The sequence below is a fragment of the Nostoc sp. genome (genome assembly GCF_041747015.1).
In the GTDB taxonomy this organism is placed as follows: Bacteria; Cyanobacteriota; Cyanobacteriia; order Cyanobacteriales; family Nostocaceae; genus Nostoc.
This window is the reverse complement of the sequence record NZ_JBGTFY010000349.1, coordinates 1-12,293: the sequence shown is the minus strand read 5'-3', so window position 1 is coordinate 12,293 and position 12,293 is coordinate 1. Positions and strand designations below refer to the sequence as shown.

Annotated in this window: 12 protein-coding genes; 10 read left to right on the top strand and 2 right to left on the bottom strand. The window is 42.0% G+C overall.

Annotation, left to right across the window (positions count from 1 at the left end):
- The 4 genes from ACEW80_RS28040 to ACEW80_RS28025 form a co-directional block, all read left to right on the top strand.
- The coding region (locus tag ACEW80_RS28040; protein WP_373529745.1) for an aminotransferase class I/II-fold pyridoxal phosphate-dependent enzyme at positions 1-712 on the top strand (712 nt) is incomplete at its 5' end.
- Between the two features lie 138 nt (positions 713-850).
- Positions 851-2,881: an FAD-dependent oxidoreductase gene (locus tag ACEW80_RS28035; RefSeq protein WP_373529744.1), complete on the top strand. Its 2,031-nt coding sequence runs from the start codon at positions 851-853 to the stop codon at positions 2,879-2,881.
- 164 nt (positions 2,882-3,045) lie between these two features.
- The gene (gene clpS / locus ACEW80_RS28030; RefSeq protein WP_373529743.1) at positions 3,046-3,372 is read left to right on the top strand and encodes an ATP-dependent Clp protease adapter ClpS; all 327 of its coding nucleotides are present in this window, start codon (positions 3,046-3,048) and stop codon (positions 3,370-3,372) included.
- Positions 3,373-3,377: 5 nt separating this feature from the next.
- Positions 3,378-3,722 (top strand): DUF2103 domain-containing protein, encoded by a 345-nt coding sequence (locus ACEW80_RS28025; protein WP_373529742.1) that lies wholly within the window; start codon positions 3,378-3,380, stop codon positions 3,720-3,722.
- 40 nt (positions 3,723-3,762) lie between these two features.
- On the opposite strand, the gene ACEW80_RS28020 is transcribed toward ACEW80_RS28025, so the two are convergent.
- Positions 3,763-4,083 (bottom strand): hypothetical protein, encoded by a 321-nt coding sequence (locus ACEW80_RS28020; RefSeq protein WP_373529741.1) that lies wholly within the window; start codon positions 4,081-4,083, stop codon positions 3,763-3,765.
- Positions 4,084-4,542: 459 nt separating this feature from the next.
- Here ACEW80_RS28020 and cysC point away from each other — a divergent pair, with 459 nt between their 5' ends.
- Positions 4,543-5,082 (top strand): adenylyl-sulfate kinase, encoded by a 540-nt coding sequence (gene cysC / locus ACEW80_RS28015; protein WP_373529740.1) that lies wholly within the window; start codon positions 4,543-4,545, stop codon positions 5,080-5,082.
- 383 nt (positions 5,083-5,465) lie between these two features.
- On the opposite strand, the gene ACEW80_RS28010 is transcribed toward cysC, so the two are convergent.
- Positions 5,466-5,864 carry a DUF6335 family protein gene (locus ACEW80_RS28010; RefSeq protein WP_373529739.1) on the bottom strand — a complete coding sequence of 133 codons (399 nt, stop codon included), beginning with the start codon at positions 5,862-5,864 and terminating at the stop codon, positions 5,466-5,468.
- 305 nt (positions 5,865-6,169) lie between these two features.
- Between ACEW80_RS28010 and ACEW80_RS28005 the strand changes: the two genes are divergently transcribed.
- The 5 genes from ACEW80_RS28005 (at position 6,170) to ACEW80_RS27985 (ending at position 12,031) form a co-directional block, all read left to right on the top strand.
- Complete coding sequence (locus tag ACEW80_RS28005) at positions 6,170-7,267, top strand: DJ-1/PfpI/YhbO family deglycase/protease (RefSeq protein WP_373529738.1); 1,098 nt, start codon at positions 6,170-6,172, stop codon at positions 7,265-7,267.
- 135 nt (positions 7,268-7,402) lie between these two features.
- The gene (locus ACEW80_RS28000) at positions 7,403-8,101 is read left to right on the top strand and encodes an SRPBCC family protein (RefSeq protein WP_373529737.1); all 699 of its coding nucleotides are present in this window, start codon (positions 7,403-7,405) and stop codon (positions 8,099-8,101) included.
- A gap of 269 nt (positions 8,102-8,370) precedes the next feature.
- On the top strand, positions 8,371-8,751 hold the full coding sequence (locus ACEW80_RS27995; RefSeq protein ID WP_373529736.1) for a hypothetical protein: 381 nt from the start codon (positions 8,371-8,373) through the stop codon (positions 8,749-8,751).
- A gap of 265 nt (positions 8,752-9,016) precedes the next feature.
- Positions 9,017-9,358, top strand: coding sequence for a cupin domain-containing protein (locus ACEW80_RS27990; RefSeq protein ID WP_373529735.1), 342 nt, complete (start codon positions 9,017-9,019; stop codon positions 9,356-9,358).
- A 987-nt stretch (positions 9,359-10,345) separates the two neighbouring features.
- A complete protein-coding gene (locus tag ACEW80_RS27985) occupies positions 10,346-12,031 on the top strand; it encodes an ABC-F family ATP-binding cassette domain-containing protein (protein WP_373529734.1) in 1,686 nt (561 codons plus the stop codon).
- Positions 12,032-12,293 lie beyond the last annotated feature (262 nt).

The following is a 12,293-nucleotide window of genomic DNA, read 5'->3' as shown; positions in this document are numbered from 1 at the left end:
TTTATGTCCAATGCCCGCACTATTGGATCTCGCTGATGAGTTTAGCTGTATGCTGCTAGTTGATGAAGCTCATGCCATTGGGGTATTAGGAAAAACTGGGGCTGGCTGTGTCGAGCATTTTGGGTGTACGGGGAAGCCGTTAATTGAAATTGGCACATTGAGTAAAGCTTTGGGTAGTCTAGGCGGATACGTAGCGGGAAGTAACGCCCTAATTGACTTTTTGCGAAACCGCGCATCCAGTTGGATCTACACCACCGGACTTTCACCTGCTGATACAGCAGCAGCCTTAGCAGCAGTCAAAATAGTCCAACAAGAACCGCAACGCCGTGCCCAATTGTGGCGGAATGTACAATATTTGAAAAATTTACTACAACAACAGTTACCTAATCTAAAATTGCTGCCTTCAGAATCACCCATATTATGTTTTCAATTGCCCAGTGCTACAGATGCCCTCAAAGTTGGAAAGCAGCTAAGAGATGCTGGTATTTTCGCCCCAGCAATTCGTCCCCCCACAGTGCCTATAAGTCGGATCAGAATATCTTTAATGGCAACTCATGAAGTAGCACATATTGAAAAATTGGTGGCAGTGTTGAATGAAGGAATGGAGAATGGGGTATTGGGAGGTTCTGAGGTGAATGAAGGGAGTTCTCAGAGAGATGAACAAGTTCGCCAATGCCAAGTGCCCAATGCTTCATCCCTTTTACAAAACTAGCGATCGCTTAAAGAAAACTCTATTATTTTACAAATAGAAACAGGTATAGGCAAATGTTTTGGACAGAAACAGGACTTAGGCTTTCCTAAATGCTACCGTCTACAAAATGGAACAGAAGTTGAAAGGGTTTCTCTAACTATGAAGCGTAGACACAAAATAGCTTATGGCTTGACATCGCTGATCAGTCTCAACATCATATCTAACTTAGTTGCACTTGATTGGGCAATTGCAGCACCACCGAGAACCCCAGACAAAAGTATCAATTGCGAAATTTTAGTTGTGGGTGGTGGACTATCCGGCGTCGCCACAGCTTACGAGGGTTTACTAGCAGGACGAACGGTTTGCTTAACGGAAATTACCGACTGGCTGGGAGGGCAAATTTCTTCTCAAGGCACATCTGCATTAGACGAACGAGCAACCCAGCGAGCGCTCAAATTCTATTCTCGCGGCTATCTGGAATTGCGAAACCGGATTGGGCGCAAATACGGTAAACTTAACCCCGGTGACTGCTGGGTAAGTGATTCTTGTTTTCTTCCCCGCGATGCTCATACCATTTTGGCTCAGATGCTCAAAGATGCCGAAAAGCGGGGCAAAGGAAAGTTGCAATGGTTTCCCAACACCGTAATCAAGGACTTGGAAATTGCTGCCAATGGTAAAATAATTAATAGCGCGATCGCTATCCAACATCAACCACCAAAAGGCGCACCACCTCTCAATACTTTTACTTTATCTCAAAGTATTGAAGATGCTTATCGCTATGAAAATTCATCTCGGTTTACCAAAAACATTCTCCGTTTTGTCCCCAAGGAAAGTAAAGGAGATACTCCTAAGTGGTACGTTGTAGATGCCAGCGAAACCGGGGAAATTATCGCCCTTGCTGATGTTCCCTACCGATTAGGCATTGATGCCCGTTCCTATCTGGAACCTTCTGCTTCCAGCACCAACAACGATCTCTATTGCCCTCAAGGCTTTACCTACACCTTTGCAATGGAGGCAACAAAGGAACCACAACCGCAGACAATGCCCCCATTTTATTTACAATACGCGCCATATTTCAGCTATGAATTAACGCGACTGGCTAACTTTGATTTGGTTTTCACCTATCGTCGCATTTGGAGTCCAAATAAAGGGAAACCAGCCAAATTCGGCGGTATAAATTTTGCTGCGGCTACACCAGGGGATATTTCCATGCAAAACTGGACTTGGGGTAACGACTACCGCCCCGGAACAGCCAAGGATAACCTAATTTACAGTCGCCAACAGTTACAAGGTACTGGGCAGTTAAAGCCAGGGGGCTGGATGGGGGGACTGCGAACAGAAACCCTCCGCAACGCTGAGGAAAATGCTCTCTCGTATTATTACTGGTTAGTAGCTGGGACTACAGATTCCCAACTAGGGGAGGGCGTAAAGCAGCAGCAACCCAATAACCGTTTTGTTTCTGGGTTAAAGTCTCCGATGGGGACAGTGCATGGTTTATCGAAATATCCCTATATGCGAGAAGGCCGCAGGATCATTGGCCGCCCCAGTTGGGGACAATCTGGAGGTTTTACTATTTGGGAAATTGATATTTCTCGCCGAAATTACAATGATGAATATTACAGCAAAACTCTCCCAGCAGATATGTATCGGCATCTGAAAGCCGCGCTAGCAGGATTGGAAGCCACGTCTGTAATTGCGGGTAAAGTTTCTCCAGATAAAGTAATGCGGCGGACTCGTTCTACCATCTTCCCTGACGCTGTGGGTATTGGTCACTACGCCATAGATTTCCATCCTTGCATGGTAAATAGTCCACCAGAAGCCCCTGGTAACACAGAACGTCCAGGTGAAAGGCGGGGGGCTGGCCAAGCTTATCCCTTCCAAATTGCTCTGAGGGCGATGATTCCCCAAAAAATTGACAATTTGCTGGTAGGAGGCAAAAGCATCGGTACTAGTCACATTGCGGCTGCTGCTTATCGAGTGCATTCCTTTGAATGGTCGGCTGGCGCAGCTGCTGGAAATATTGCTAGTTTTGCGATCAAAAATGCGATCGCACCCTACCAACTAATCGATGACTTACCCAAACAAGAGCCACAACTGGAAGCACTCAAACGGCTTTTGCAACAAAATGGCAATCCTACCGCCTTCCCAGATACATCTATTTTTAACGAAAACTGGGATAATTGGAAATAGGGCATTGGGCATTGGGCATTGGTTATTAATGCTTCTGCCTCTGCTTGCCCATTCCCCACTTAGCACTCAGCACTCCTACTCCCCCAGTCTCCAGACAATAGACTAAACTGGTTATTTATAAGTGTAGAGTGTAGTTTTGTAAAATCTTGTTAACCAATTGTTTTATGGTTAAGACACTTTCAGCAGATGTTTACGAGATGGCCACAGCACCAACTATAGCTCCTGAACGGTCTACTCAAGTTATCCCAAAGCTTTATCCCAATTACAAAGTAATTGTATTAAATGATGATTTTAATACATTCCAACACGTATCTGAATGTTTAATAAAATATATTCCAGGCATGAGTGGCGATCGCGCTTGGGATTTGACTAATCAAGTACACTATGAAGGTCAAGCGATCGTTTGGGTCGGTCCCCAAGAACCTGCGGAACTCTATCACCAGCAGCTGCGTCGAGCAGGCTTGACAATGGCACCTTTAGAAGCAGCTTAATCATCATGGGCAAACCCACCGTAGACCCCCTCCGGGCGGCTTCTCTACGAGACGCTACGCGAACGCAAAAAGCTGGCAGACTGGTATGGAATCACTCTACACACCTTTCTGGTCTTATCCCAATTTTAGACCGTCTTTGTCAGCAGGATTGCATCCAAACCGTAACGCCAGGAGTGATTGGGCGAGCGAAAGGTCATTGTCCAAAAATGCAACTGCGTGTCTCAGTACCGATTCGCGGCGGTTATAAAGTAATTGCGCGGCAGGGGAAAACGGTACAAGAAGTGTTTATTTTGACTACTCTGGCGCAGGAAGAACTTGAAATTGCGTTAGCGATCGCAATGAAATGTTAATCATGTTATTTGTCATTTGTGCAAAGCTAATGATTAATGACTATTCTTCAACACGGTGTACTGCAAATTTGTGTAGTGGCAGACTAACGATGCAAGAAAAAGTTAAGAAATATGACAAAGCAGTAGTTATTCTCAAACTCATGAGAGCAGATTCCCAGTCGGGTAAAATTATTTTCTCAATACCAAAAGCTACACAGTAAACTAGCCAATAAGTAAAGCTCATTCTAAATAGAATTCGCTCTGTTTGTTCTACCTCATTTTTTTGCGGCTTACTATCCCACAGTAACACCAGTCCAATAATGCAAGCTACAAAGGAAACAGCAACTACAAATTCGTGGCAAAATATATTTAACGAATACATTTGTGTTTAGCCCTAAATTTTTCAATTAAAATTCAGTCTAAAGGAATATTCCTTGTAGGAATACAAAATATTTACAAACCTCAATATAACAAAGAAGTTTCTGTTAACAAATGCAACAAAAGTTGTTGTTTTGCAAATTTTAGATATTTCTAATGAAAATTAAATATTTTTGTTAAGTAGGCGATTATCAAATTCCAGTCTTTGAATTATTTAAAGATTTAACGATTAACGGCATGGCATAATGTCTAATTCAGAAGCGTAAACTAGAACAATCTACTGCTTGTCAATACCGTTCGGTTAAGTCCAAAAAATAAAAATGTGTCGGTTGGGTTGAGGAACGAAACCCAACATTTTGCGGCGTTGGTTGGGTTGAAGCTTTGCGAAACCCAACCTACAATATTCTTAACCGAACCGTATTGTACTGCTTGTGCAACATATAAATTTAGCTGCTTAAAGATAATGAGTAACTTTAAATCACCGGGTTTTACTTGCTGGTTAACTGGATTATCGGGTGCAGGTAAGTCTACTATAGCCATAGAACTAATTAGAGCCTTAAAGCAATTATCCGTTCCGTGTGAGTATTTAGATGGTGATGTCATCCGCACCAATCTTTCTAAGGGCTTAAGTTTTTCTCGTGAAGATAGAAATATTAATGTTGCCAGAGTTGGCTTTGTTTGCGAACTTTTAAATAAGCATGGCATAAACACCGTTGTAGCTTTAATTTCTCCTTATCAAGATGCCCGTGAACAACTCAAACTTCACATACCCAATTTTATCGAAGTTTATGTTGATACTCCTTTAGATGTCTGTATCACAAGGGATGTCAAAGGTCTGTATAAGAAAGCTCTAGCTGGAGACATTGCTGAATTTACTGGAATTTCCTCTCCATACGAACCACCTTCAAATCCAGATTTGATTCTCAAAACTCACAAAGAAACTCTAAATGAGTGTGTGGAAAAAGTTTTAACTTATCTCCACAATCAGGGGCAAATCCGCTGATTATGTAGTGAGTAATATTTGCAATGAATTTGTACAATAATGATAATCACTGCAAAATGCGAGTGTGAGGAGTAAGCGACGTTTACCCCTTAGAGGGTGTTTGAAAAGTCTTCTTCTCGGTAGCAAATACTTTGAGATCCCCCTAAATCCACGCCACATACTTCTCCTTGCCGGAGACGCTGCGCGTAGCTTGCTTCTCCGAAGGGGTACAAGTCGGCAGAGCCGCCCAACGCATTGGCTCCCCTTAAAAAAGGGGGAAAAGGGGGACTTTGATTCCGGTTCCCCCCTTCTTTAAGGGGGGCTAGGGGAGGATCGATAAGTGCCTAAAATTACAGCAGACTACTTTTCAAACATCCTCTTACACTCCTATGGAATTATTAAGCTTATTCTCGCCGATTTTGATAATCTTCAGAAGACATTGGATCTAACTCCCAGCGATCGCCGTCACGTTCCTCTAAAATATCATTGGTACGAAGCAACGCAGAATCATCCATTTCTAGCCCTACTGCTGCTCCTAGCTCATCAGTTACATTTTTATCTGGAGTGGAAGTACTACCACCAACAGCTTCATCCCCAACTGCATCTGCATCTTGCCAATAAGCATCAACATCGCCACCAGTGAGTTTAGGGCTAGTTTCTGTATACTCGCGCCTTTCATCGTGCATAGAGCGCCCGCCAATATTATAACCTGGCAAGTCTTTCACACCAGTGCCATAGGATTCGGTAATTTCCTGCGGCAAATCATCGGTTTTAATTTCGTCGTTATGATTTTTTTTTGCCATGATGCTAGCCATTTTCTGCTTTATTACAATAACCTTTTCCTCTCACCAAGTTGTCTTACTAAAGATGTATAGCTTTAGAAATAAAATAATCTATCCCCTAATCTATCCCCTTGGAACGAAGTTAAGCTAGCGATCGCGGCATACCATTGTAAACATGAATTCAATGGTCAAGCCATTTGTAGTTAAAGTTAGGAGTTATCAAATATAAATTAGCCAATATTTAGCTTCTGACTCATAACCATTTTTTATTAGGCAAAAATAAAAGTAGCTAGTTAAACACTAGAAATAAACAGGTAATAACATCTATGACTGACCATAACAATCATTCTCATCAGAAAAAAGTTGCCATTCTCATTGAACAGGGAGTAGAGGATGCAGAATTTACAGTTCCTTATAATGGGCTAAAACAAGCAGGAATGGAAGTAGTAGTCCTCGGTTCCCGGATGAATGAAAAATACAAGGGTAAACAAGCCAAACTTAGTATACAAGCTGATGGAACTACTACAGAAGCGATCGCAGCCGAATTTGATGCGGTAGTAATTCCTGGTGGTATGGCTCCCGACAAAATGCGACAAAACCCTAACACAGTACGCTTTGTCCAAGATGCCATCCAACAAGGAAAACTGGTAGCTGCCGTTTGCCACGGTCCACAACTTTTGATTGAAGGTGACTTGCTTAAAGGTAAACAAGTTACTGGTTTTAACGCTATTGCCAAGGACATCATTAATGCGGGTGCAAATTATTTAGATGAGCCATTGGTTGTTGACGGGAATTTGATTACATCCCGTGAACCTGGAGACTTACCAATGTTTACCACAGCTATTTTGAGTCGTTTGGGTTATGGTGGCAAAGATGCTGCATTGCCAAATGAAAAAGATCCAACTGCTGAATGGTGGAAACTAGGTGATGCTTGGAGTGGCTCAACTAAAGGTGATATTAGCAAAGGTTTAAATACTGCCCTTGCTGGTGAACGTTATTCGCTCGAAGCGTTACAAAAGTACTTTGAAAAAGAATCAGATAGTGAAATAAAATCACTCTTTCAAGAGATAATTGGTAATAAACAGCGCCATACTGAAAAGCTGGAAACCTATCTTCACAGACTGGGTGAAAAACCATCATTAGGGGCAAATATCGCTAATCAGTATGCCAAGGTAAAAACTGCTTTGACAGGAAGCGATGACATATATCAGTTGCGTTCCGCTTTGGGGGATGTACAAACGGGTCTTGGCGATATTGGCAATTTGTGTACAATGTTTACTGACCCAGTAGCAACGGCTATTTTCAAAGAAATTTATCAAGATTTATCGAAATCCGAACAACGGTTAGGAGAGCTATATAGGACACGAATAAGCTCTCAGGTTCAACCACCCAAGCCGACTACAGGCGCTGCTGTATCAATGTAAGTGGGGTATGGCAAAGCTAGCTGTGCATCCCTACAAAAGAGCTTTTTAAAATTTCGTTTCCAGATGTACTTTTAATTGGAAACGAGCTAATAATGCAGAGACATATAATATAAGAGTTGATGGAGAGATAAAATAGTGACTTCTACACCAGGGGATAACTTAAGTACAAGCCAGGGTGAGGCTAGTGAAGTTGAGCGTTGGTCATCTCTCATTGGTGGCGGTGCGATGGTGCTGCTGGGTCTAAGGCAAGGTTCTTTGCGGGGAGCGCTGACGGCTTTAGCTGGTGGCGGTTTGATTTATCAGGCTGCAACGAAACAAAGCACAATTCAGCAAGCGCAGGAAGCGATAGGTATGAACCAACCTATCAAAGTTGAGAAGACGGTAACGATTAATAAATCGGCAGATGAACTGTATCGCTTTTGGCACAACTTTGAGAATTTACCCACATTTATGAAGCATCTCAAATCTGTGAGAGTAGATAACGAAAAATGTTCTCATTGGATAGCTAATGCACCCTTGGATAATACCGTCGAATGGGATGCAGAGATTCTGGAAGACCGGGAAAATGAGTTTATTTCGTGGGCTTCTGTGGAAGGTGCAGATGTTGATAATTCTGGTTTTGTTCGCTTCAAAAAAGCACCAGGCGATCGCGGCACGGAAGTCAAGGTTGTCCTAGAATATAATCCGCCAGGGGGAGCATTAGGATCTGTCGTAGCTAAACTTTTTGGTGAAGAACCAGAACAGCAAATTGGTGACGAATTGCGCCGCTTCAAGATGCTAATGGAAGCAGGTGAAATTGCCACCACTGAAGGTCAACCTTCTGGACACAAATAGTTTAGTTATTTGTTGCTGTACCCCTTCCCTACAGAACGCCACGCGAACGGGCTGGAAATGGCTAAAAATTTTGCCAAAGCAAAAATGATTAACTTCTTTGTAGTTAATCCTGGCAAAGCGTTGAAATAGATGACTGGTGGTCGTGGCATCGATGCCGTTTTTCAACAAAAAAAGGACAACTGCATCAAAGTTGTTCTTAAACCCTGAATGTTAAATAGTCATTCAGTCTTTTGAATTTTACACCCAACATAATGCAATTGAGGTTTTTTATGAATCAAGTAATTTCATGGCTGCGGAATATTCGGATTTCCCAAATCCTTGTAGTTTTTCTGGTAGGATTTACGTTTTTATTAGGTCAGGCTTTTACCTACGTTAATGTAGCACAAGCTGAAACAGTTAGAACTCCAGAGGGTACTTATTACAAAGGAACACCAGACGAAGGTGAAATGAGAAACGATAGCCAAATGAAAAATGCCCAAAATAAATTAAAAGACGTTGCTGATAATATTCGTGAAAAACTAAACTTGGATGAAAAAACTCCTCAAGCTACAAAAGAGTTTTTTGATCCTACAAGTAACGCAGCTAAAGAAAAAGCTCAGTCATTTAATGGAGATGAAGAGGGCTATTACCACAATACTCGTAACAACTAACTGCGAGACAGAATCTAGACTTGTAGCAACTTTTGAGTCTTAAATTTTGACTCATACATTGTTGAGCTAGACTTGAGTAGTTACTGAGACGCGATAATTATCGCGTCTCAAAACCGGGCTAAATAATTATAAAAGCAGTTTGCTGGCCAGGAGTGGAGGAAACTATGTATGCGTGGAAATAGTTCCCAACACAAAGATTATCAACCTGCGTAATGCAATAATCAAAATCAAAGTTGTACTCAAACCTTAAGGCTATTAGTTTAATATGAGTGATACCACCGTTACAAAAATAGATTCTACCCATTCTCCTAAAGGTAAACTTGGTCAGAAGTATCTTGCTTCTGGCAAAGATGTTGCCATGCGTCTTTGGGAAGACGAGCAACCAAGCGAAGACAAACAGCCAAGTTCGCGCGACTATGAAACAGTTGGTTATGTAATTAGTGGTCGTGCCCAATTGCATATTGAGGGGCAAATGATTTTGCTAGAGCCTGGGAGTTCTTGGGTTGTGCCTAAAGGAGCCAGTCACACATACAAAATTCTGGAACCATTCACTGCTGTTGAAGCAACCAGTCCACCTGCTCAAGTCCACGGACGGGATGAAAATTAAATCATAGTGTTAACTTAAGTTTCAAATGCTAATGCAAGCGGTGTTTTAGTAGGGTGTATTACGCCCAAAGCTAACGCACCCCTTTACTTCGAGTATTCTTTTTTAAGAAAAATCTTATCTAAATAATATTTTCAAAAATATGTTGACAAATCCTTAAATGAAGGTTATTAATCTATATACTAAGGAAGTTTGAAAGAACCGAGTCTAGACGTGACAAATGAAGATAGCAAAAATCCGTCGCAGCTGTTGTGAACTTGCTGCGGCGGAAAAAGAAAAATTAAAACGCCAAGATGAAGCAGGCGAAATGCTTGCGCTATAAGGATAGAAAGAAAGTAAAAATGAAGAAGTAAATTTACCTTTTATTTTTTACCTTATACTTTTTACCTAGTCTTCTCCTTGACGTTTCCTACTGTGCTAGATGTACAAAATATATAGTTTTTAGTTCTGGTAAAAAGTATTCTAACGATCAGTTTTTGTGTATTATGTTAAACGCTAAATCCAAACGAGTCTACAAAAAACGTTAATGTGCGATAATTTAGGCGATCGCTACAGAAAATCAAAGAAAAATAAATAAAAAATCAAATTTAGTAAAATCATTGTAGTGAATCCCTGCCACAGGCTGATTTGGCAGAGGGATGAACTACTCGGTTTTCCAGCAAGTCCATCTGCTGACTGTTTTAAGGTTGAACAAGGTGAGGTTAGAGGTGAGCTTAAAGGTAAACTAAAAGCAGTCCCGCAATGTTGGGCGCAGAGTTGACTGTAGAACAAGTAGCACAGGCGTTAGATTTGAGTGTCGAAGAAGTCAGACAAGTAACACAAAATCAGCCTTAAGAGGGATGCGGTAAGTTTTATGCGTGAGTAAGGCTAAAATTTGTTTGTGCCTCTCCAAACTTGATCACGACGATTTTATAGTTAATTTTTGTTAATATTGGAGGCGGTGTTAGTCCTTCGTCCTCAACCACCTAATCCCTACCTGAGAAAAACTTAATGCTGCGACTAGAACATATAAGTAAAATTTATCCCACAGGCGAAGTTCTCAAAGATATCAACTGGGAAGTTAAACCAGGCGATCGCATCGGCTTAGTCGGTGTCAATGGTGCTGGAAAATCTACCCAACTCAAAATCATCTCTGGGGAAATTGAACCCACCGCCGGCGAAATCATCCGTCCCAATAGCTTACATATAGCCTACCTCAACCAAGAGTTTGAAGTAGACCCCACCCGCACCGTTAGAGAAGAATTTTGGACTGTCTTTCAAGAAGCCAACGAAGTACAGTTATCTCTGGCGCACATACCACAAGAGATGGAAACGGCTAACCCAGAGGAACTGGATCGACTGATCGACAAATTGGATCGCTTGCAGCGCAAATTTGAAGCATTGGATGGCTACAACTTAGATGCACGTATCGGGAAAATCTTACCAGAGATGGGGTTTGGGCTAGAAGATGGCGATCGCCTCGTCAGTGCCTTTAGTGGTGGTTGGCAAATGCGGATGAGTTTAGGTAAAATTCTTCTGCAAAAACCCGACTTGTTGCTGCTGGATGAACCGACTAACCACCTAGATTTAGAAACCATTGAGTGGTTGGAAAATTACCTCAGAGGGCTAGTTACGCCGATGGTAATAGTCTCCCATGACCGCGAGTTCCTTGACCGCCTCTGCACCCAAATTGTAGAAACTGAACGTGGTGTTTCCGCTAGCTACCTTGGCAATTACTCGGCATATTTGGAACAAAAAGCCGAAAGTCAATTAGCACAACTTAGCGCCTACGAGCGCCAGCAGAAAGAATTAGAGAAACAGCAAACCTTTGTCGATAGATTTCGCGCCAGTGCTACTCGTAGTACCCAGGCAAAAAGCCGGGAAAAACAACTCGACAAAATCGAGCGCATCGAAGCACCCGTTGGTGGTATGAGAACTCTACACTTCCGCTTCCCACCTGCACCCCGCAGTGGACGCGAGGTAGTGGACATTAAAGATTTAACTCATCTTTATGGTGATAAAATCCTGTTTTTGGCAGCAAATCTCCTAATTGAAAAGGGCGATCGCATTGCATTTCTTGGCCCCAATGGTGCTGGAAAATCTACCCTTCTGCGCGTAATTATGGGTATGGAACAACCCACAGAAGGTAGTGTTCAATTAGGCGATCACAACGTTATTCCCGGTTACTTTGAGCAAAATCAAGCTGAAGCTTTGGACTTGAAGAAAACTGTCATGGAAACAATCCATGATGAAGTTCCTGACTGGGATAATCAAGAAGTCCGCACGCTTTTAGGACGATTTTTATTCACTGGTGACACTGTATTTAAAGCAGTTGGGGCATTAAGTGGAGGGGAAAAAGCTCGTCTGGCATTGGCAAAAATGCTCTTACGTCCCGCGAACTTACTAATTTTAGATGAGCCGACAAACCATCTAGATATTCCAGCTAAAGAAATGCTGGAAGAAGCCCTCAAAAATTATGATGGCACAGCGATCGTAGTTTCTCACGATCGCTATTTTATTTCAGAGGTAGCGAACAAAATCGTCGAAATTCGTGATGGTGAATTTCGCGTCTATTTAGGAGATTATCATTACTATCTCCAGAAAATTGCCGAAGAAAAAGAACAAGCAAAGTTAGCTGCAATAGCCGCTGAAAAAGCCGCGAAAAAAGCGGCAAAAGCTTCCACAAAAAGTAAATGAGGGACTAGATAATACCTTAGTAGTAGTCCTAAAACGCTACTACTAAGTAATCAGTCGCTATTAGTGAGCAAAAACATCACAAAACTTTCAAAAAACTGCAACTCCTTCATAAAAGAAGTTTATAAGCAAAAATTCACTTGCGGCGTGGATTAGCAGTGGTATCATTCGGGTATTACAAAAAGTAAAGGGCAATTTTACTATGACCAAAGCACCTGTTGCTCCTGTGGTGCTAGTCATTTTAGACGGATGGGGCTACTGCGAC

Bases quoted from the DNA above. Each gene is read 5' to 3' on its own strand.
- ACEW80_RS27990 (WP_373529735.1), top strand. From the start codon at position 9,017: ATGAGTGATACCACCGTTACAAAAATAGATTCTACCCATTCTCCTAAA.
- ACEW80_RS28035 (WP_373529744.1), top strand. From the start codon at position 851: ATGAAGCGTAGACACAAAATAGCTTATGGCTTGACATCGCTGATCAGT.
- ACEW80_RS28020 (WP_373529741.1), bottom strand. From the start codon at position 4,083: ATGTATTCGTTAAATATATTTTGCCACGAATTTGTAGTTGCTGTTTCC.
- ACEW80_RS28010 (WP_373529739.1), bottom strand. From the start codon at position 5,864: ATGGCAAAAAAAAATCATAACGACGAAATTAAAACCGATGATTTGCCG.
- ACEW80_RS27985 (WP_373529734.1), top strand. From the start codon at position 10,346: ATGCTGCGACTAGAACATATAAGTAAAATTTATCCCACAGGCGAAGTT.
- cysC (WP_373529740.1), top strand. From the start codon at position 4,543: ATGAGTAACTTTAAATCACCGGGTTTTACTTGCTGGTTAACTGGATTA.
- ACEW80_RS27995 (WP_373529736.1), top strand. From the start codon at position 8,371: ATGAATCAAGTAATTTCATGGCTGCGGAATATTCGGATTTCCCAAATC.
- ACEW80_RS28005 (WP_373529738.1), top strand. From the start codon at position 6,170: ATGACTGACCATAACAATCATTCTCATCAGAAAAAAGTTGCCATTCTC.
- clpS (WP_373529743.1), top strand. From the start codon at position 3,046: ATGGTTAAGACACTTTCAGCAGATGTTTACGAGATGGCCACAGCACCA.
- ACEW80_RS28025 (WP_373529742.1), top strand. From the start codon at position 3,378: ATGGGCAAACCCACCGTAGACCCCCTCCGGGCGGCTTCTCTACGAGAC.